This is a genomic window from Paenibacillus farraposensis (assembly GCF_020736845.1).
Taxonomy (GTDB): domain Bacteria; phylum Bacillota; class Bacilli; order Paenibacillales; family Paenibacillaceae; genus Paenibacillus; species Paenibacillus farraposensis.
The window spans coordinates 168,945-186,047 of sequence record NZ_JAFFQR010000064.1 but is presented as its reverse complement, the minus strand read 5'-3'; the positions used below and the strand labels follow the sequence as shown (position 1 = coordinate 186,047).

The following is a 17,103-nucleotide window of genomic DNA, read 5'->3' as shown; positions in this document are numbered from 1 at the left end:
TGTGGCAGCTAAAATAGGCAGCTACGGAAACATTGCTTTTGTTGTTACGCCGAAGGTGATACGTACATTCCGTGAGCTTTCCCATTCCTCAGCGAGTAGATGGGCGGATCATGAAATTATGCTCAGGAAACCTAAATCTCAGTTTCTTGGTCCTGGGCTGGATACCGTTACATTTACTATGTACTTCGCGGCATGGCACGGAACGAATCCACGAAAAGAAATGGACAAGCTAGTTGACTGGGATCGGAAAGGAAAAGCCGGAGCGCTGACAATTGGCGGTAAAAAGTTGGGCGTGGGTCTTTGGGTTATAACAGGGCTTGAGCAGGCTTGGACGCACGTGGATAACCGAGGAAATCTATTGTCTGGAACCATCAACACAACGCTAAAGGAGTACGTTAAATGAGCCAGTACAACCTAACGTTATCCGGTATCCAACCAATTGATTTTGCGCCAGCTACCACAGAAGCAGAATTGCGGCAGAATCTATTCACCTTGTTAACGACCTGGCGTGGATCGGTTGTTTTAAATCGACGGTTTGGGTTTGATCCGGGAGCATTGGATGAGCCGACAGAGGTATCCAAGGCACTTATCACCTCGCAAATCTATGAGCTGGTCGGTGAATATGAGCCAAGGATTTTAATTCAGGAAATACAGTTTGTTGACCTTTTGGATGACCCAGACAACGGACGGCTAATCCCAGTCATTTACTTCGAGGAACAGGAGGTGAGCGACGAATGACCGCATTGGCTGAACTACCGGATATTGATTTTATTCAAGCGGATGTTAAGGCTATGCAGGATTCACTTGTTAAGTTGTATGAGTCAATTTCAAAAAGACAACTTGCTCCAGCCGATCCGCTGCGTATTTTCATCAATGCAATAGCATACAAAATGGTTCAGCAAGAAGTTAAGCTGAATCAGGTAGCCAAAGGGCAGCTACTACGGTACGCACGCGATGCTGTACTGGATCATTTGGGAGCTTTTTACGAAACGCCCCGTTTGCGTGCCGACTATGCTGTTACCCTAATCCAGTTCACGTTGTCCACGCCACTCACGAATGTCCAGATTATCCCTGCGGGTACACGAATAGGCCCGGCAGAGAGTGACGGCACCATATATTTTTCAACGAAAGAGGCTGCTTCGGTCCCAATTGGTGATGTTGTAATTACAGCTACTGCAGAATGCAATGTGTCCGGTCCGGAAGGGAATGGTTATATTGCGGGTCAACTCACAACGTTAATTGACCCGCTGCCTTACGTGGCGTCCGTTACGAACTTAACTGAAACATCGGGCGGAGCTGCCATAGAGGATAACGACCCATACCGCGAACGTATACACATCGCCCCGGAATCGTTCTCGGTTGCCGGTCCAGATGGTGCGTATGAATATTGGGCTAAAACTGCTAGTGCGTCAATAGCAGATGTACATGTGGATTCGCCAAGTCCTATGCAGGTGGTGGTTACCGTATTGCTTGCTGGTGGCGTTATTCCTTCACAAACCGTACTGGACGAGGTGTTCGCAGTGCTAGACGACAGGAAGCGGCGACCTCTAACAGACAAGGTTACCGTTCAAGCTCCTACAGAAGTCAGTTACGATATTGATTTGACCTACTATATTCGTAAATCAAGGGCAACAGACGTAGCAAGTATTCAAAAGGCAGTAGAGGCCGCTTTATCCGAGTACAAGCTATGGCAAAAGTCGCGATTAGGCCGAGACATAAACCCATCTCAGCTAACACACATGCTCGTGGCTGCGGGAGCTTCACGGGTAGATATTAAATCGCCTGTATTTCTGGACCTTGGGTCAAACCAGGTTGCCAAGGAAGGCACGGTTACAATGACTTTCGGAGGGCTTGTCGATGATTGAATTATCCGAATTAAGCTTATTGGACCTGCTACCTGATAACTTGCGGACTGATAATCAGGTGCGTGACGCAGCAATGGCGCTTGACGTAAAAATGGATGAGCTTACAGCCAAAATACAGCGTGTTAACTTGTTCGGTCGTACTGACTGGACAGATGAAGAAACCGACGAACTGGCTTGGCAGTTCCATGTAGATTACTACGACCCCACATTGCCTCTTGAACAGCGTAGGGAGCTTGTCCAACAATCAATACCCCTGCACCGTCGCAAGGGCACGCCGAGCGCTGTGGAAGACCTGGTAACGACCATATTTGGATACGGAAAAGTAGAGGAATGGTGGGAGTATGGCGACGATCCTGGGTATTTTCAGGTAGTTGTTTCCAATCCAAAAGCTACCGAAGAACAGGCGCAGCAGTTTATCCAAGTTGTTGAATCTGTAAAACGGAAAAGCGCCCACCTCCGCCGTGTTGTCGTCTTGGATTCGGCAAAGGGCATTCACTATTACGGCGTGGGTACTCAACAAGTGGATATAATCACTTTAAGGCAGGTGAATTAAATTGGCATTCGATGGAATCGAAATTACTAATCGCGGTCGGAATCTGCTGGCAAAAGCAGAAGCCGGACTAACCAAAATAACATACACAAAATTTTCTGTGGGAGACGGCAAGCTGTCCGGTCAGCTCCAAACTGCACTAAAGGCACTTATTAATGAAAAAGTTTCCTTCCCGGTAAGTCGCTTGAAGATCCAATCTGAAAACGTTGTGGTGCCTGGTTTCGAGTTCAGCAATCAGGGCATTACCTCGGGCTTCTTCTTCCGAGAGGTTGGAATGTGGGCGACAGATCCAGATTTGGGCGAAATTCTTTACGCTTACGCGAATTCAGGGGACGGCGCAGAGTATATTGATGCTCAAAATGCATCTGCTGTGCTTAAAAAGTTGTTCAATCTTGAACTGACGGTAAGCAACACAGCTCAGGTAACAGTGGTTGTAGATGATTCGATCATTTACGCTACCCCGCAGGATGTGGCGAACGCTTTGAAGGAATCGAAGGGATACACGGATACGGCAATCAATAATGTAAAAGTGCCGGATGCAACCACTACGGTTAAAGGGATAGTACGTCTTAGTGCAGATTACAAGTCGCAATCTGCTACGACCGTGCCGAACAGCAAAGCCCTTTTTGACATGTATAACATATCGTTGGTCGATAGAGGAAACGTGTTTCAAAGCAATTTTAACTTTGCGCTAGCCGTTGGAGTTTGGCGGGTGAATTCCACTTCGTTAAACCCTGTAACGGATAATAGTCCACCGGAAGCTAGTTCTAAAGGCGTTCTTTTCGTAACATCTTCCACTGGTACGGATGGTTTGACCGTCGTACAAGTGTATGTAGACGATACTGGTCGTATTTTCAAGCGGGTGAGAACCGTCGCCGGAGCATGGTTGGATTGGAACGAATTAGCTAACAAGAATCATACGCACACGGCATCGGATTTACCGTCTGCGTCAACACAGGCTAAGGGGATTGTGCAGCTTAATACGTCTACTAGCAGCACTGCTACCGATCAGGCAGCTACACCAAGCGCTGTCAAGGCGGCATATGATCGAGCTGACCAAGCTTTTACGCAAGCCAGTGATCTTAAATCCAAGGTCGCTAACGCTATCACTGGCAAAGGCGGTAGTGCCAACTCTGGTATGACTGGGGATCAGTTAGCGGCAGCTATAACAAACCTTCCCGTCAAGAGGTGGGCAACAGGAACGTTCAATGGGCAGACGGCCTCTGCAATTTCGATTAACCAAGATGTCTCTATGCAATTATCCGTAAATTCGACGGCCTTCTCACCTTCGCGAATTTTTGTGAAGGTGAAACTGGATGCCACGAATGGGACAATGTATATAGATGCTTGGGCAACTTGTGTTATTGGTTCCGAAACAGCCATTTCAGGCAGGTTTGATAACAAAATAAGGTTTTACAATTTTACGCAACAAGCCGGAGGTTTCAGTGTCACGATGTATGGCAGTAGGATACAAGACTACGCCGGGGGGAGCCCAATAGCCAGAATAACGGCGTACGAGTGGTGGGCCTACGAATAAATGTTTAATCCGCGTATCCAATAGGATGCGCTATTTTTATGGCTTTGCGCCTTATATTGAGTAAAATGAAGCGGGGGAAAGAAGGATGCAAGATCCACAAATTGAAACGTTGCAACGTATCACAAGGGTCGAAACTAAAATCGACAATATCGAAGAGAAGCTTGATTCAGCAATTGATGTCCGAGATATGGCGATATCGGCAGCGCAGTCAGCGAAGTCAGCACACCATAGGCTGGACCGAATTGAAGAAGGGCAAAAATGGTTGTGGCGCACAGTAAGTGCTTCTGCAATCACCGTGGTTATTGGTGCCATCGTAGCAGTTATTAAAACTGGAGGAATGTAAAAAATGGATTGGAATACTGTATGGTCGCTTATCGACCCTAAACTTATTATCGTTGTGGCTGTTTGTTGGGTTATCGGTATCGGAATAAAACAAACTCCGCGCGTGCCGGACTGGAGCATCGTTTATATCGTCACCGCTGCAGCTGTATTCCTGACAGTCTGGATGATTGGTTGGGGACCACAGGCAGTTATCCAGGGCGTGTTGGCTGGTGCATTTGCTGTTTATGGTAATCAGATCGTGAAGCAGGCCAAGAAGGGGGCGGACGAGTAATGCGTAAAATATCAAAAGCGGGTCTTAGTTTAATTAAGAATTTCGAGGGTTGCCGTCTCGCAGCGTACAAGCCCGTGCCCACGGAAACGTATTGGACCATTGGGTGGGGGCATTACGGGCAGGACGTTAAAGCGGGCATGACCATTACGCAGGCCCGAGCTGATGCTATGCTGGTGGAGGATTTAGCCAAATACGAGGCATACGTTAATAATCCGTCTTATGTGCCCGTTATAGCACAACTTAATCAAAACCAATTTGATGCCTTGGTCAGCTTCTGTTATAACTGCGGCGCTGGGAATTTGCGCAGTCTTTGCAAAGGCCGCACAGTAGTGCAGATTGCCGCCAGTATCGGCAAATACGACAAGGCTGGCGGTAGGGTGCTGGCTGGTCTGACACGGCGCAGAGCGGCGGAATTGGCCTTGTATAACAAGCCGGATGCGACAAAGGGAGAAGGTGAAAAGATGGAAAAAGCAAATGTAATCTTATACGGTAAGCCCATTACGGATGTTAAGCTGATTAACGGCACAACGTATGTTGCGCTGCGGGATGTGGGTATGGCATTGGGTGCTACCGTGAGTTGGGACGGTAAGACTAATACAGCTACGCTAAAAAAATAATATTTACAGAATCACCCAAACCAATTATACTTACCTTATAAAATCCGAAAGCATCGGTGATACCCTGCTGGCATACGCTGGTGGGGTATTTTAATATCGGAAGGAGCATAAATAAAGGGGGCTGATTTGTATAGAGAGCCGCTAAAACAAATAGTTGAATTTAGCTACAGCATCTTAACTCAGAAGAAAATTGTTAACAAAAGCGCCAAAATAGAAATGAAGCATCAACTGGTTAGATTGGTTTACATATTAAAGTCAGCTGGGCAATTGTATGATTTTTAAACATCAAGAAAGGATTCATAGTAGTTGGAAACAGGCTTAACGATTCCAGCACAGAGCATTAAAAGTAACTCAAAACGACATAGAACTATCCTATGTATAGACTCATTGCAATGCTCTCTCTTGTGAACTCTGAAGAAACAGGTAATGGACCCTGCTCAGCATATTATCTAGCAGGATCCATTTAAATATTAAACTGAAATACTAGGAGATTGTTTTGTCCAACCACTTTTATTGTTTGTATATTAATGTGTTAGTTGATTGGCGCATAACCATTACAACTTGGAAGACAATTGCAACTGTCATATTCGCTCCCATAAGGTGATCTCCATATACATCCAGATGAACAAACTCCACTAAAATCGCAGTATCCTACTTCATAAAGTTCAGAAGAGGCATGGTTTTTATCAGGAGAAGTTTTACAACCACAGCTTTTTTTGGGGGGATAAGGTGGGATGTTTCTAACAGAATCTTTCGGGTATTTCACACCAACTGTAGCTTTTTGTACATGAATGAAATCAATATCGGTTCCTACTTTGATAGGCACTTGGTACATTTTAAAAGAATTATTTGGTGTAAAGCCCAATAGAGGAATAACCCCTAATTTTCTCATATTTTCCTCATCGTATTCATAAAGGTCTCCAGCAACGTCAGTTTTTTTAACCCTGAAATAACGAGTATAGTCTTTCGGATTGAGAAATAAGCGAAAATATTCAGAATCATCATCGAGTATACACCCATCGAAGTAAATAATTTCTTCGCTACTTTTTTTACTAAAACTGGTTTGGGCACTTACTTTAATCGCACTCTCTAAATCCATATAACGTCATCTCCTTTTTATTAGAGTTGTACACATAATTTTTAGAATATATACATTATCGATTATTTCCATTTACAATAATTATGAATGGCAAATAAAATGTTGAAATGACACGCATCTACGAGGTGATCAGCATGAACCATACATATAAAGTGTTAAAGTCTGATGTAGAACTATTTGCAGCTGCATTAAGCCAGGTAAGAGTATATGTGATACAGCCGTTGAATGAGGATATAGTATCGGTTGTAGATTATGGGGGCACTATAGAAAAGTTTTCGCCAGAGTCGATTAAGATTAATGGATCTTATTTCTTTCGGAATCAATTTGAATTTAGAGTAGATGTGAAAAAGGACTCATCTGGCATATAGCCGGATAGAGTCCTTATTGTAGTTATACAGTCATTATGGTTAGTATTTTTATACTTTTCGAATTAATCAGGTTTGTAAATAGTACCTTTATAGTACGCTACGTATACATTATTTACAAATTTAACTTCTTGCAATTTTAAAGATCCACCCCAATCAGTTCCGGGTTCTGTATAAGCAATGCTAGTAGGGATGTCATCTCCTTTCGCATATTGAACTGAAATGGTTACAGTTTTCTGGGGAAGACCTTGTGGTGTAACTATAGATGATGTTTGATTATTCGTGGATATTTGACTATCAACAGGTGTTGAAGCAAAAGCGGCAGACGAACTTCCTAGCAAAGCAAATGACAAAAGGGAAGTGGCGACGATCTTATTCAACCTCATTTGAAAACATCCTCTCGAATAGTATTTGATTACTTATTCAATATAAAGTATATTTTGTTATTTTTAATGTGACATAAATCACTTTTGAATTGAAGTAACTTCTAGTTGATTACATTAATGTTTGAAGTAAGTGAATACTCTAAATAAATTGAAAAGGCTCTGCTAACCTTAATTGGTCGGCAGAGCTTTTTAATGAACTATTACTGATCAATATTTTTGGGACGCGCATCCTTAGCAATGCGAACACCTACATGCATCCCTAAACTATGCGCGCTTGCTAAGTATCCTCTAAGCAAGCTTACTCCGCTATCGTTGGACAGGTCTATGGTCATTACCCCACACTCTCTATGCTGATCCAATATGGACTTCAGCAGGGCATCGAAGGCGTTATTACTCATCGCTTGTCCCTCCAGACCTTTACAGCCACGTATACCGATACGAGGAGCGCAGCTACACTAACCACCATACTCAACGTTGCCATACGATTACCTCCTATAGAGGGGCCGTAGGCCCCCCTGTGTTAAATGTATTTTTCGTACTGTTGGCTAATTCCGCTCACCCATTCATGGTTGAATCTAACTAAGTATGTGCTCCATGCACTTTCTCTTGCGTTCCACCACCAGCCTCGGCTTTTTAGCGCCACAATAAGTTGACGCTTTGGCTTTAGCACAAATTTTATATAGTAACGTTCCCCCTCTTTATAGGCGGAAAAGTTGTCGTCTTGGAAAACAATTTCCTTTTTGACTTCCTGAACTTCACCGGATTTAGAACGAAGATACAGCTTATAAATGTTACTGTTTTTTCTCCATTTATATTTGCTTTGAAGTTGTTCAAAAAGCTCTATAAACTTGGCATTATCAGCGAACGCCAGTTTCATTAGGTCAGATGTTGGGTCGAATCCTGTCTCGCTATCACAGAACGCAATCATTTCAAGCAGACGAGAAATTTTCCTGTTCTCAGTGGTTTTTACATCATCCATTATGCCGCTGTTTATTTGCTCTTTGATGGCTTCAAACCACTCGCAAAATTCAGCGGATAGTCGCAATATTTGGTCACTTTTATCAAGTCTACGTGAATTATATTTCGCTGGCCCAGCAACCATAACGCTGACATGTTGTGCCTCATATTTAATGATCTCAGAGTACCGCTTATGTGCATCCTTAAGTAAGTTCTCCTTTTTGTTTTCCGCAATCGGCCACATTAGTATCTCTTGGCAATAGGCGAGATACGAAGCTTCACTGTTTTTACCTCTGGTTCCTCCAAAACTGTTGTAATTGGATAGATGAATAAGTTCACTGTCCAGTTGAATAATCTCAGTCACATTAACTACCTCCCGCGTAAGCTCGCCAGCAGAATTGTTTATATAAATCCGATGTGTTAAGATTGGGTGGAGATGGCGCTATACTAGCCGCCACCTCGGAAGGAATCCTTAACGTCTGCGCCGCACGCGTCGTTTATTGGTTCCTTTTTTCTTTGCCTTTTTACGGCTGGCGTTGTGTACTTTGAGTACAGCCAGTGCTGTGAATAGCTGGATGATTGCCGTAACAAGGTTTACCCAATCTTTCATGTGCTTTGTTCACCCTTTCGGGAAGTTTGTGTTTCACTTCCTGTAAATAATATATCATATCCTGTAATTGTGGTCAACTAAAATATTTGACTTTCTGTAATTTAAATATTATTATGTGTATATAAATTACAGATAAGAGGTGTTTTAATGGCGATTACATATAAACCCTTGTTGAAGTTGTTGGTCGAGCGAGGGATGAAAAAAATGGATTTGCGGACAGAGTTGAGCTTAGGACCATCTACAATTGCGAAATTTGATAAAGGGGAGTACGTATCGTTGGAGGTCGTTGAAAAGTTGTGTGCTTTTTTCGATGTGCAGCCAAACGATATTATTGAGTACGTAAAAGAGCAGGAGGAATAACACCTTACTGCTCCTTTTAATGAACAAAAGAAAAAGCCCTCGACATGAGGACTTGTGGTATAATCTGGATTGTGCGACAAAACGGCTATATAGGGCGGTCGGCTAATCTCCCGGAAGGGAGGTGATGCCATGGAAGTTAAAGACGCGCTAATGTTGATGATTCAATTCGCAACGTTGGTGATCCTGATACTTTCTTTCCATAAAAGGAAATAGACCGCCCTGGTGAGGAACCGGTCTATTTCTGGATCAAACCTCAATTGTCGACCGCTCTTATAGCGGTAAGTCGTGCAGGGAACGGTTGCAGCCGTTCCCTTTTTCTATTTTTATGTTATCATATCAATTTTATTCAGGCAATTGGTTTGCCTACCCTTGCTACTCCTTTTTTTGAACTTGAATAGCGAACGAGTGTTTGCATATAATAGTCACAGAGGAGTGATCAACATGTTATCAGACATCGAACGAAAGTTGTTACGGATACTTTATAATTTTTCTGCTCAGAAGCGACGGATGCCAACTATTAAGGAACTGGAGATAAAAACAGGCAGGAGTGTAACGGACATAAAGGCGGGTCTGCTGGCGTTGGAGCAAGACAACTATATTGCATGGGCGGATAAGTCTACGCTAAGGGATATCATCATTATAGAGGGCTGGGACAGAGATCAGAAGGTCATCATGCCCATGGGTGACGCGAATAGATACTTCACAGAATATTAAAACCCCGGATTGCTCCGGGGTTTTTCTTATTTACCGATATCAATTAGTTCTCTTTTGCCTGCCTCCCAGCCGATGCCGCTGTCAGCTTGCAATTTAAAGCCTTTCCCGTCCTTCGGAACCTCAAACACTACATTAGCTGTCTTGGTCAATCCTGGGTTGATTTTAGCCAGGAACAGCATATTTCCAGAGTCATTCACGTAAAGGTCTGCATCTGCCATAGGTTCATATTCTAATCCAGCAGCGTCGATAAGTTTAAACATGCTTGCATCAAGTGTGCGTGCCTCTTTATCCAAGTTTTTAATAGAGAGGTTAATCACAAGGTATTTATCAGCAGTTTTCTTTTGCATAAATTCATTCTGTCCAATAGTAGTTTTAGAGCTGGCTTTGTTAGCCTGAACAGCAAGATTTCCTACTTGTACAGCTTCGCCTATTTTAGCCATTTTCGGCGCTTCTTCTTTTTTAGGTTCTTCTTTCTTATCCACGCTTGCTGTAGTTGACACTGCTTTAGATTCTGTTGTTTTAGAATCAGTTTTAGCTGTCTTCGTTGGGTCATTGTTCTTTGAGCCAAGAGCACCTATTACTAATACAACGATAATAACCCAAAACCACCACTTCTTATAAAACGGCTTCTTCAAAATAATATCCCCCTATTTAATCAATAATTTTGTCAAAATTAGTCTACCAGACCTAGGAAAATATTTCTACAGGAATATGAAATACTTCCCGATTCCATCTTGAGTAATGTTGTCGAAAATCGTATATTTACAAGGACAACAAATATGCAGAGGATGATTGAATAGATGTGGGAGACGTCTATGTTTATAACTTTTTCGGTTGTTGAGAGCTTTGCGGCTTTTGTACTAACTCTAACGATGTTTAGGATCAAGGCACTTGATTACCAATGGCAAACCTTGGTTATATCATTTCTTATGTCGTGTCAAAGCTTTGTTTTTCGGGAGGAATTGGAGTTGGCTTTTTTGGCTCCAGTGATAAATATTTTGTTAATGGTGCTACTAATAACAACGGTGGTTAAAGTGCCATTGATATGGTCGAGTATACTGTCAGTGACTGGATTCTTTGTTTATACACTGTTCCAGACCATCATTTTGTTGCTTATGTACTCTGATGTACCTATGAGCGAGTTACAAGGAGGATCGGCAAAGGGGTCTTTGTTACAAGCAGTTACCAGTGCAGTTGTGCTTATCGCGTCTGGTCTTCTTTATAAATTTGGAATAGGCTTTATTGCTCCATTCGATAGACTTCGATTCAAGTGGGAACAGAACATTGTCATTATTGTAATTATAGGCGCCCTAGCAACCCTGGCAGTAGTAGCGTATGTAAACGATGTGTGGCTTAACATAGTATATTTCGCACTGGCTGCAGGAATGTTCTTGTATTACGCGCTACGAAAGGAGAGGGAGTATGATTGAGCCGCTTGCCTTGCGGATGGCGCAGCATATAAAGAGGGTTGTGCCGGACCATCCGTCCTCTGTGCCAGTTTTAAAGCACGCCTTGTCTGCGATATTAAATCTGGTATTTATAACGGGCCTGACCATCGCTATATCGGTTTTCATAGGCCGCACGAGGGAGGTAGTGACGATTATGGTAGCATTCGCCTTCCTGCGACAAATGACAGGAGGGATACACCTTAAAAGCGGCATGTGGTGTGTTGCTGTCTCTACGCTACTGTTTACCGGGTTATCATTCATCGAACTGGATTATAATTGGACAACAGGTGCAACACTGGTTAGCATGCTGTTAATTCTGATTTTTGCACCTGCAGGGATAGAAAAACAGACGCGTATACCACCACGCTATTTTCCATTGCTGCGGTCCGGCGCTTTTATTGCAGTAAGCCTTAATCTATGGATCGCTGATCCATTTATAGCTATTAGTTTTTTCGCGCAGTCTTTATCTTTAATTAACATAAGGAGGTGGAAAACATCATGATTAAAAGCATCTATAGCTCAATTGCAACGGCCCTTGCTGCGGTTGCAGTAATGTCTGTAAGTGTCGCGAGCCTGTTTTACGTTTATAGCCCAGAACCACCGGAAGAATTAATGAAGTAAGTACGGAGGTAACATGATAATTTCAGTCACCACGGAGCCCGACAGGGGCCCAAAACTATTGGATGTAGGTACAATCCTCTTTATTGAGAGCCAGAGCAGCATCCAACGTATCGCAATGCATACGTTGGATGGCGTTTTTTACACAGTTGGACCATTGGGATATTGGGAAATGCTATTTAATAGCGAAGGGTACAGATTTTACAACGTGGATCGTTCCTACACCATAAACGTAGATGAATTGACGGGGATAAACGAGACGCTTAGACTCGCGGAATTTCAGAGCAGCAACAGCTACAAGAAGATAACTTGTACTATGGCAGGATTTAGGTACAAAAAGGTTGCTGCAGCTTTGGTGAAATTAAAACCGGATATTCTGTTCTCAAATTAGTAAAGAGCCGCATAATTAGCGGCTCTTTTTTTATGAACAAGTAACTATAACATATATTGTAAGTAGTATGTTGTCGAAACTTGTTGTCGAATCTGCAAAATTCATATGTGAATTTGTTTTTACAAATGAAAGTATCTGGTATTTAATAAAAACATAAACAGTGATTCACTTGTTACCCGTATGGGTGACAATGCGGCAGTGGGGGAGTAGAAAATCTACTCTTTTCCCTTGCGAACGACTTTGAGCACATAAAGATCAGTAACACGGCATTTAAGTATATGGGCTGCATTAAGAGCGAATTCTAGTGACATATTGCGTTCACCAGATATCAGCTTACCCACAAATTGCCTGGAAACTCCCATGTGCCTTGCAAATTCAGATTGGTTCATATTGTTTTCTTCAAGTCGCTCCAGCAAGAGGCAATCCCCCAGCTGGGGGATTGCCTCATACGGGTCTCCTCTCTATGTATTCAGTTGTATTTTTTATCCTGTGTTCGCATTTTTGTTCGCATTTTTAGTGAGCTGTGGTATACTGATTCCAACCTCTCAAAACCGGATGTCATTTAATCTAGGAGTGTTGTTTATGGATTCAATCGATTTAAAGTGTTACTTAGAACTGTTACATAACAAAGGAGTTGACACGACGGAAGTCGAAAAGCGCTTAGAAGAGATCATTTCTTCCAACGTTTCAACGCGGCCTCCAAAAGTTCGATAATGTCGTCAGCTTCTTCCTTACTTAAGTCATGGCCTTTATAGCTCAATTTGTACTGGTTAAGTCTCTCTATAGGTATTTCTGAAAGCTCTGACTTTTCGTGAAGGTCAGGGTTTTTTGTGTTTTTTCCCAATTCGTACTGATTAACATCGGTTACTCCAATTAGATAATCAACTGTTGTTTGGTATAGATTAGCCAATTTCCCCGCTATTTCAGTTGTTAAGCGTCGTTCCCCTTTCTCGATATCGTAATAGTATTGTGGCGTAATGCCCAAAGCCTTCGCAACTGCTATACCGCTCATTTTCTTTTCTTTTCTTATTTCTTTCAATCTGTTATCCGTACCAGACATTAGGTTACCGCTCCTTCGATTTAAGCATTTTGCTGTAATGATAATAACATTACCGATAGTTTTAAACAATAAGCAAAATGCTGAAAAAATAAGTATTTTAAAGCATTATGCTGATAATATCAGATAAATGCTCGTTATTTAAGCAAAATGCTTAATTTTGCTCTTTTACATATGTAAGCATAATGCTTATTGTTTAGTCATGGAGGTGAACAACAATGAATTTCACAGAAGCGGTTGAGGCTGCAATGGAAGCAAAGGGTGTGAGCAAAGCGGACTTAGCCCGATCCACACAACGCAGTTACCAATATATTAGCGATCTATTAAAAGGTGAGCGGAGGTGGCATGAGGGCATCATCAATGAAGTTTGCGCTGCTCTTGGTATTCATGTCGAGTTCAACTACGACACAAACGTTGGACAGGAAAAACAGGAAGCTGCCCATCACCAGCCTTAACTATTGGTAATGAAATTATACAAAGGGAGGTTGCCCATGAATCCTAATGCAATTGTGATGACTCCTGAACAGTTCGCTGATTTGAAGGAAAGCCTTATTCGCGAACTTGAGCCAAAAATCAAATCTCAAGTAGAGGAAGAACGCCGAAAACATTCAGCTTCGGGAAGTCTCAATGTATGGCCCCCTATAAGAGACGAAGCATTGCACCGTCTCGGACACTTGGTAACATACAACCGGTATCAAGTCGTCAATGCTCTATCAACAATCGTCCGTAACTCATTGGGTGTCAGTAATGTGCAAGGACTGACGACAGACCAGGCACAGGCAGCCAAAGAAATTGTCGATGCTGTTGTCTCTACAATGCTAAAGTACAGCAAACCAAAGGCTGGTGAACAAGGTGAATATACGAACTGAAACATGGCTCGGTCACAGCATCCGCTTTGTCGAGAAGGTGCCTGGTGAGTGGTGGGCAGTTGCATCTGATGTGGCGAAGGCGCTGGCATACAAGCACACGCCTCATATGGTCCGTATGATTGACGACGAAGAAAAGGATGCTGTCCGTTTGGCGGACACCATCGGTCGTAAACAAAAGTACAGCGTTATATCTGAAACCGGAATATATGAGGCTATATTCAACAGCAGTCGCCAGGAAGCAAAGGAATTTAAGAAATGGGTTAAGGGTTTGCTCAAGCAGCTTCGCCAATCCACCGGACTCGAAGGCTTTCAAATCTTCCGCATGTTGGACAAGGACCACCAAAAGGAGGCCATGCAGAAACTGCGTTCCAGCTTAAAACAGCCTGTGCGCGTTGACTTCATTAAAGCCAACACGATAGCGAACAAAGCTGTCTCTTCTAAGTACGGTCACCCGAAATTGCTCAAAAAGGATCAAATGACACCGGACATGCTGGTTACCCGCCAAGAGATTTTGGAAGATACGGTTGACTTGATGGGCACCAAAGAGCGGTTTGGATTGGACATTGCGGTGAGCCAGACGATTTACGATAAGCACATACATTAACCGAAAGGAGCATGCACACACATGCACAAGCCTAATGATGAAAGGTTACGTGAGCTTTGCGAATTCTTCGGCAAAATGGAACGCCGGATGTTAGAGAATGGTCGTGTTCTGATAGCTCTACACGCTCGGGGCCAGTACCGCAAGTATCATCGGCAGTTGGTAGGGCGGTGGACAGCATGAAGGTTTTGGTGTCAGGTAAAGACGCTTGCTGTGCTATATGCGGAAACGTAATGCATAAGCAGTTTCTACGCCGCTGGAACGACCAGGACGTATGTAGGCCGTGTATATCTGAAATGACTCAGGATTACCCGGAGGGAGGTGAACACATTGCAGAATCACGAACAGCAGTTATTCCTTCAATTCTACAACTCTCTTGCCCCGGAAGTGCAGCGGGACATTAAGCATTATCTATTCTTGTACGATTGGTACCTGGACGAGAAGGACCCGAAAGCTCGGGGAACGTTGCAGATAGAAATGAACATGCTGGAGCGCAAATACAATTTGGAGGTAACACATGGCGGTAATAAAAATAATCAGCCTGCGGGCGCATAACTTTAAGGCGCACCGTGACCTGTCAGTTAACTTTGGCGAGGTAACACAGATCACGGGCGACAACGCACAAGGCAAGTCCACTATTTTGGAAATACCTTCGTGGACATTGTACGGCACAGATACCATGGGTGGCAAGCTTGATCCTACACCCACGAATTATTCTTTTGATCATGTTAATGCCGAAACTCTGCTAGACATTGACGGAAAACAGGTGCTTCTAGGTCGTGGAATTGAGAAGGGCAAGGCTACCTATTACGTCAATGAGGTTCCCAGTAAATACGGCGACTTCGACGAAATCGTTAAATCTCTTTTTGATAAAGATTTGTTCTTGTCTCTTTATAACCCGTCCTATTTCTTCACTCTTCATAAGGATAATCAAAGGGATCTACTGCTGCGGTATGTGACTCCGGTTTCTAATAAGGAAGTATTTTCGGAAATGAGCCGGGCAAGCCCGGAACAGAAGATCAAGGACATTGCCTTAAATCCGCAGGCTGCCAAGCTGTCGGAGTTGGTTAAGAAGCACACGCTACCGGAGTTAGAAAGATTCCATAAGAAGAACAAGAACGACAAGGACACGGCCTATAAGCGGGCTCAAGGCCGGACAGAGGCGCTTGTCGATCAGCTCCAGAAGCTTCCTGCAACACTGGAGGATATCGAGGCGGTTAAAGCCGAGGATGCTGCGCTGCTTGAGCAAATACAGGTATTGGAGGTACAGACCGATCTTGCCGGGGAAACGAACCGCAAGCGTACCGTATTGGAAAGCACCATACAGTCCCTACAGCGGCAGATTGCCCAGGCCAAGGACAATTATATGAAGGTGTATAACGAGCCTATTGAAGATACCTGCCCAGCCTGTAAACGTCTGCTTGATACAGAGTCTGTAGAGGCAGTTACAAAGGATAAGGAGCGCCGGAAGGAAGAACTCCGGGCAGCGCACCAAAAGCTTATCAACGAGCGCAAAGAACTCGAAACCAAGCGTGCTGAAATTGAGCCTGTTGATATTTCAGAACAGATTGCACGAATTCGAGAACTGGAGCGGCATCGGGATCAAACAGCGGACATAATCGCAGCTCATAATTCACGTCGGGGCATGCAGGCCGACATCGACAAAGCCCGCGCTGACGAGGCTGATACACTTGCCAGCCGGAATGACTCTATCTTTGTTCTGGACGCAATCAAGGCGTTTGAAGCCAAGGAAGCCGAATTGCAGGCAGCCAAGGTGCAAGGCCTGTTCTCGACTCTATCAATCTCTTTATTTAAAGAACAGAAGAATGGGGAACGAAAGCCTGACTTTGTGATTGAAAAGGACAATAAGCCGTATCCGATCTTATCGCTTTCTGAATCTGTCCGTGCTGGTTTAGAACTGCGGGAAGTCCTGTCCGAACAAAGCGGCGTTATTTCCCCGAGCGCGGTGGACAACACCGAAAGTACCTTCAAGATTAAAAAATCATCCAGTCAGCTCATTCTGGTCAAGGCCGTCGAAGATGCGCCTTTAGAAATAAAACAGATCGGGGGCGATGCAGAATGAAGCCACATGAACAATTGGAATTTGAAATGGCAATGGAAAACATGCTCAAGGTCCTTCCTGCCATGTTGGGGATGTATGGGGCAGTAGCCAAGGCTTCAAAAGCATATTTTGACGAACTGGTCGCCGCTGGATTTAGCGAAGCTCAGGCAATTCATATCGTTTCTGCGCAGGGCATTACAGCGCGCTTAGGAGGCGGTCAGTCTTGAAAAACGGAAAGAAGCCTACCCGCCGCCAGCAGGACGCAATCACAGAAGCGAATTTAAATCCTGACAACTGGCTCGTATTCAAGGTTGAACCGGCTGCAATGCATATCGTACACCGCACTACTGGTAAGACTCAAATCATTAAATCATAGGAGGCTTT

General features: G+C 43.7%; 31 protein-coding genes. 23 read left to right on the top strand and 8 right to left on the bottom strand.

Features of this window, described 5'->3' with window-relative positions:
* Nucleotide 1 precedes the first annotated feature (1 nt).
* From JO375_RS10605 to JO375_RS10570, 8 genes are all read left to right on the top strand, one after another.
* Complete coding sequence (locus tag JO375_RS10605) at nt 2-403, top strand: phage tail protein (protein WP_229524439.1); 402 nt, start codon at nt 2-4, stop codon at nt 401-403.
* Complete coding sequence (locus JO375_RS10600; protein ID WP_229524438.1) at nt 400-738, top strand: GPW/gp25 family protein; 339 nt, start codon at nt 400-402, stop codon at nt 736-738. The genes JO375_RS10605 and JO375_RS10600 overlap by 4 nt, the downstream gene beginning before the upstream one ends.
* Nucleotides 735-1,865, top strand: a complete 1,131-nt coding sequence (locus JO375_RS10595) for a baseplate assembly protein (protein ID WP_229524437.1) — start codon at nt 735-737, stop codon at nt 1,863-1,865. Before JO375_RS10600 ends, JO375_RS10595 begins: the two co-directional genes overlap by 4 nt.
* Entirely contained in the window at nt 1,858-2,418 is a 561-nt protein-coding gene (locus JO375_RS10590; RefSeq protein ID WP_229524436.1) for a phage tail protein I, read from the top strand. Before JO375_RS10595 ends, JO375_RS10590 begins: the two co-directional genes overlap by 8 nt.
* Nucleotide 2,419: 1 nt before the next feature.
* Nucleotides 2,420-3,952 carry a tail fiber protein gene (locus JO375_RS10585; RefSeq protein ID WP_229524435.1) on the top strand — a complete coding sequence of 511 codons (1,533 nt, stop codon included), beginning with the start codon at nt 2,420-2,422 and terminating at the stop codon, nt 3,950-3,952.
* Between the two features lie 85 nt (nt 3,953-4,037).
* Nucleotides 4,038-4,295 (top strand): hemolysin XhlA family protein, encoded by a 258-nt coding sequence (locus tag JO375_RS10580; RefSeq protein WP_229524434.1) that lies wholly within the window; start codon nt 4,038-4,040, stop codon nt 4,293-4,295.
* A 3-nt stretch (nt 4,296-4,298) separates the two neighbouring features.
* Nucleotides 4,299-4,565, top strand: coding sequence for a phage holin family protein (locus tag JO375_RS10575; RefSeq protein ID WP_229524433.1), 267 nt, complete (start codon nt 4,299-4,301; stop codon nt 4,563-4,565).
* The gene (locus JO375_RS10570) at nt 4,565-5,182 is read left to right on the top strand and encodes a glycoside hydrolase family protein (protein ID WP_229524432.1); all 618 of its coding nucleotides are present in this window, start codon (nt 4,565-4,567) and stop codon (nt 5,180-5,182) included. The genes JO375_RS10575 and JO375_RS10570 overlap by 1 nt, the downstream gene beginning before the upstream one ends.
* Nucleotides 5,183-5,714: 532 nt before the next feature.
* Here JO375_RS10570 and JO375_RS10565 read toward each other — a convergent pair.
* On the bottom strand, nt 5,715-6,281 hold the full coding sequence (locus tag JO375_RS10565) for a hypothetical protein (RefSeq protein WP_229524431.1): 567 nt from the start codon (nt 6,279-6,281) through the stop codon (nt 5,715-5,717).
* Nucleotides 6,282-6,415: 134 nt separating this feature from the next.
* On the opposite strand from JO375_RS10565, the gene JO375_RS10560 reads away from it, so the two are divergent.
* Nucleotides 6,416-6,649 carry a hypothetical protein gene (locus JO375_RS10560; protein ID WP_229524430.1) on the top strand — a complete coding sequence of 78 codons (234 nt, stop codon included), beginning with the start codon at nt 6,416-6,418 and terminating at the stop codon, nt 6,647-6,649.
* A 62-nt stretch (nt 6,650-6,711) separates the two neighbouring features.
* Here JO375_RS10560 and JO375_RS10555 read toward each other — a convergent pair whose 3' ends face one another.
* From JO375_RS10555 to JO375_RS10540, 4 genes are all read right to left on the bottom strand, one after another.
* On the bottom strand, nt 6,712-7,032 hold the full coding sequence (locus JO375_RS10555) for a hypothetical protein (RefSeq protein ID WP_229524429.1): 321 nt from the start codon (nt 7,030-7,032) through the stop codon (nt 6,712-6,714).
* A gap of 200 nt (nt 7,033-7,232) precedes the next feature.
* Nucleotides 7,233-7,430 (bottom strand): hypothetical protein, encoded by a 198-nt coding sequence (locus JO375_RS10550; protein WP_229524428.1) that lies wholly within the window; start codon nt 7,428-7,430, stop codon nt 7,233-7,235.
* Nucleotides 7,431-7,552: 122 nt separating this feature from the next.
* Nucleotides 7,553-8,353, bottom strand: coding sequence for a hypothetical protein (locus tag JO375_RS10545; RefSeq protein ID WP_229524427.1), 801 nt, complete (start codon nt 8,351-8,353; stop codon nt 7,553-7,555).
* A gap of 108 nt (nt 8,354-8,461) precedes the next feature.
* The gene (locus tag JO375_RS10540; protein WP_229524426.1) at nt 8,462-8,599 is read right to left on the bottom strand and encodes a hypothetical protein; all 138 of its coding nucleotides are present in this window, start codon (nt 8,597-8,599) and stop codon (nt 8,462-8,464) included.
* Between the two features lie 147 nt (nt 8,600-8,746).
* On the opposite strand from JO375_RS10540, the gene JO375_RS10535 reads away from it, so the two are divergent.
* The 3 genes from JO375_RS10535 to JO375_RS10530 all read left to right on the top strand — a co-directional run bounded on the left by JO375_RS10535 (nt 8,747) and on the right by JO375_RS10530 (nt 9,673).
* Nucleotides 8,747-8,959 (top strand): helix-turn-helix domain-containing protein, encoded by a 213-nt coding sequence (locus JO375_RS10535; RefSeq protein ID WP_229524425.1) that lies wholly within the window; start codon nt 8,747-8,749, stop codon nt 8,957-8,959.
* Between the two features lie 129 nt (nt 8,960-9,088).
* Nucleotides 9,089-9,172, top strand: a complete 84-nt coding sequence (locus JO375_RS25000; protein ID WP_277813538.1) for a putative holin-like toxin — start codon at nt 9,089-9,091, stop codon at nt 9,170-9,172.
* A 228-nt stretch (nt 9,173-9,400) separates the two neighbouring features.
* A complete protein-coding gene (locus tag JO375_RS10530; RefSeq protein WP_229524424.1) occupies nt 9,401-9,673 on the top strand; it encodes a hypothetical protein in 273 nt (90 codons plus the stop codon).
* 26 nt (nt 9,674-9,699) lie between these two features.
* Here JO375_RS10530 and JO375_RS10525 read toward each other — a convergent pair whose 3' ends face one another.
* On the bottom strand, nt 9,700-10,308 hold the full coding sequence (locus JO375_RS10525; protein WP_229524423.1) for a DUF4352 domain-containing protein: 609 nt from the start codon (nt 10,306-10,308) through the stop codon (nt 9,700-9,702).
* Between the two features lie 333 nt (nt 10,309-10,641).
* Between JO375_RS10525 and JO375_RS10520 the strand changes: the two genes are divergently transcribed.
* Genes JO375_RS10520 through JO375_RS10505 form a run of 4 tightly spaced genes read left to right on the top strand, consistent with a single transcriptional unit; the run spans nt 10,642 to nt 12,130 of the window.
* Nucleotides 10,642-11,103: a hypothetical protein gene (locus JO375_RS10520; protein WP_229524422.1), complete on the top strand. Its 462-nt coding sequence runs from the start codon at nt 10,642-10,644 to the stop codon at nt 11,101-11,103.
* Nucleotides 11,096-11,623: an accessory gene regulator ArgB-like protein gene (locus tag JO375_RS10515; RefSeq protein ID WP_229524421.1), complete on the top strand. Its 528-nt coding sequence runs from the start codon at nt 11,096-11,098 to the stop codon at nt 11,621-11,623. The genes JO375_RS10520 and JO375_RS10515 overlap by 8 nt, the downstream gene beginning before the upstream one ends.
* Nucleotides 11,620-11,742 (top strand): cyclic lactone autoinducer peptide, encoded by a 123-nt coding sequence (locus tag JO375_RS10510; RefSeq protein WP_229524420.1) that lies wholly within the window; start codon nt 11,620-11,622, stop codon nt 11,740-11,742. The genes JO375_RS10515 and JO375_RS10510 overlap by 4 nt, the downstream gene beginning before the upstream one ends.
* 58 nt (nt 11,743-11,800) lie before the next feature.
* Nucleotides 11,801-12,130, top strand: a complete 330-nt coding sequence (locus JO375_RS10505) for a LytTR family transcriptional regulator DNA-binding domain-containing protein (protein WP_229524419.1) — start codon at nt 11,801-11,803, stop codon at nt 12,128-12,130.
* A gap of 215 nt (nt 12,131-12,345) precedes the next feature.
* On the opposite strand, the gene JO375_RS10500 is transcribed toward JO375_RS10505, so the two are convergent.
* Together JO375_RS10500 and JO375_RS10495 are read right to left on the bottom strand one after the other, a co-directional pair.
* Nucleotides 12,346-12,546 carry a helix-turn-helix transcriptional regulator gene (locus JO375_RS10500; RefSeq protein WP_229524418.1) on the bottom strand — a complete coding sequence of 67 codons (201 nt, stop codon included), beginning with the start codon at nt 12,544-12,546 and terminating at the stop codon, nt 12,346-12,348.
* Between the two features lie 254 nt (nt 12,547-12,800).
* On the bottom strand, nt 12,801-13,190 hold the full coding sequence (locus JO375_RS10495) for a helix-turn-helix domain-containing protein (protein WP_229524417.1): 390 nt from the start codon (nt 13,188-13,190) through the stop codon (nt 12,801-12,803).
* A gap of 215 nt (nt 13,191-13,405) precedes the next feature.
* Between JO375_RS10495 and JO375_RS10490 the strand changes: the two genes are divergently transcribed.
* The 7 genes from JO375_RS10490 (at nt 13,406) to JO375_RS10460 (ending at nt 17,095) form a co-directional block, all read left to right on the top strand.
* On the top strand, nt 13,406-13,642 hold the full coding sequence (locus JO375_RS10490) for a helix-turn-helix domain-containing protein (RefSeq protein WP_229524416.1): 237 nt from the start codon (nt 13,406-13,408) through the stop codon (nt 13,640-13,642).
* A gap of 36 nt (nt 13,643-13,678) precedes the next feature.
* Nucleotides 13,679-14,056: a hypothetical protein gene (locus JO375_RS10485; protein ID WP_229524415.1), complete on the top strand. Its 378-nt coding sequence runs from the start codon at nt 13,679-13,681 to the stop codon at nt 14,054-14,056.
* Complete coding sequence (locus JO375_RS10480) at nt 14,040-14,660, top strand: BRO-N domain-containing protein (RefSeq protein ID WP_229524414.1); 621 nt, start codon at nt 14,040-14,042, stop codon at nt 14,658-14,660. Before JO375_RS10485 ends, JO375_RS10480 begins: the two co-directional genes overlap by 17 nt.
* Before the next feature lie 327 nt (nt 14,661-14,987).
* A complete protein-coding gene (locus JO375_RS10475; RefSeq protein ID WP_229524413.1) occupies nt 14,988-15,212 on the top strand; it encodes a hypothetical protein in 225 nt (74 codons plus the stop codon).
* Complete coding sequence (locus JO375_RS10470) at nt 15,175-16,740, top strand: AAA family ATPase (protein WP_229524412.1); 1,566 nt, start codon at nt 15,175-15,177, stop codon at nt 16,738-16,740. Before JO375_RS10475 ends, JO375_RS10470 begins: the two co-directional genes overlap by 38 nt.
* Nucleotides 16,737-16,946: a hypothetical protein gene (locus JO375_RS10465; protein WP_229524411.1), complete on the top strand. Its 210-nt coding sequence runs from the start codon at nt 16,737-16,739 to the stop codon at nt 16,944-16,946. The genes JO375_RS10470 and JO375_RS10465 overlap by 4 nt, the downstream gene beginning before the upstream one ends.
* Nucleotides 16,943-17,095 carry a DUF6906 family protein gene (locus JO375_RS10460; protein ID WP_229524410.1) on the top strand — a complete coding sequence of 51 codons (153 nt, stop codon included), beginning with the start codon at nt 16,943-16,945 and terminating at the stop codon, nt 17,093-17,095. Before JO375_RS10465 ends, JO375_RS10460 begins: the two co-directional genes overlap by 4 nt.
* Nucleotides 17,096-17,103 lie beyond the last annotated feature (8 nt).

Bases quoted from the DNA above. Each gene is read 5' to 3' on its own strand.
- JO375_RS10485 (WP_229524415.1), top strand. From the start codon at position 13,679: ATGAATCCTAATGCAATTGTGATGACTCCTGAACAGTTCGCTGATTTG.
- JO375_RS10530 (WP_229524424.1), top strand. From the start codon at position 9,401: ATGTTATCAGACATCGAACGAAAGTTGTTACGGATACTTTATAATTTT.
- JO375_RS10490 (WP_229524416.1), top strand. From the start codon at position 13,406: ATGAATTTCACAGAAGCGGTTGAGGCTGCAATGGAAGCAAAGGGTGTG.
- JO375_RS10590 (WP_229524436.1), top strand. From the start codon at position 1,858: ATGATTGAATTATCCGAATTAAGCTTATTGGACCTGCTACCTGATAAC.
- JO375_RS10595 (WP_229524437.1), top strand. From the start codon at position 735: ATGACCGCATTGGCTGAACTACCGGATATTGATTTTATTCAAGCGGAT.
- JO375_RS10555 (WP_229524429.1), bottom strand. From the start codon at position 7,032: ATGAGGTTGAATAAGATCGTCGCCACTTCCCTTTTGTCATTTGCTTTG.
- JO375_RS10570 (WP_229524432.1), top strand. From the start codon at position 4,565: ATGCGTAAAATATCAAAAGCGGGTCTTAGTTTAATTAAGAATTTCGAG.
- JO375_RS10550 (WP_229524428.1), bottom strand. From the start codon at position 7,430: ATGAGTAATAACGCCTTCGATGCCCTGCTGAAGTCCATATTGGATCAG.
- JO375_RS10560 (WP_229524430.1), top strand. From the start codon at position 6,416: ATGAACCATACATATAAAGTGTTAAAGTCTGATGTAGAACTATTTGCA.
- JO375_RS10535 (WP_229524425.1), top strand. From the start codon at position 8,747: ATGGCGATTACATATAAACCCTTGTTGAAGTTGTTGGTCGAGCGAGGG.
- JO375_RS10565 (WP_229524431.1), bottom strand. From the start codon at position 6,281: ATGGATTTAGAGAGTGCGATTAAAGTAAGTGCCCAAACCAGTTTTAGT.
- JO375_RS10540 (WP_229524426.1), bottom strand. From the start codon at position 8,599: ATGAAAGATTGGGTAAACCTTGTTACGGCAATCATCCAGCTATTCACA.
- JO375_RS10465 (WP_229524411.1), top strand. From the start codon at position 16,737: ATGAAGCCACATGAACAATTGGAATTTGAAATGGCAATGGAAAACATG.
- JO375_RS10515 (WP_229524421.1), top strand. From the start codon at position 11,096: ATGATTGAGCCGCTTGCCTTGCGGATGGCGCAGCATATAAAGAGGGTT.
- JO375_RS10510 (WP_229524420.1), top strand. From the start codon at position 11,620: ATGATTAAAAGCATCTATAGCTCAATTGCAACGGCCCTTGCTGCGGTT.
- JO375_RS10580 (WP_229524434.1), top strand. From the start codon at position 4,038: ATGCAAGATCCACAAATTGAAACGTTGCAACGTATCACAAGGGTCGAA.
- JO375_RS10575 (WP_229524433.1), top strand. From the start codon at position 4,299: ATGGATTGGAATACTGTATGGTCGCTTATCGACCCTAAACTTATTATC.
- JO375_RS25000 (WP_277813538.1), top strand. From the start codon at position 9,089: ATGGAAGTTAAAGACGCGCTAATGTTGATGATTCAATTCGCAACGTTG.
- JO375_RS10495 (WP_229524417.1), bottom strand. From the start codon at position 13,190: ATGTCTGGTACGGATAACAGATTGAAAGAAATAAGAAAAGAAAAGAAA.
- JO375_RS10600 (WP_229524438.1), top strand. From the start codon at position 400: ATGAGCCAGTACAACCTAACGTTATCCGGTATCCAACCAATTGATTTT.
- JO375_RS10470 (WP_229524412.1), top strand. From the start codon at position 15,175: ATGGCGGTAATAAAAATAATCAGCCTGCGGGCGCATAACTTTAAGGCG.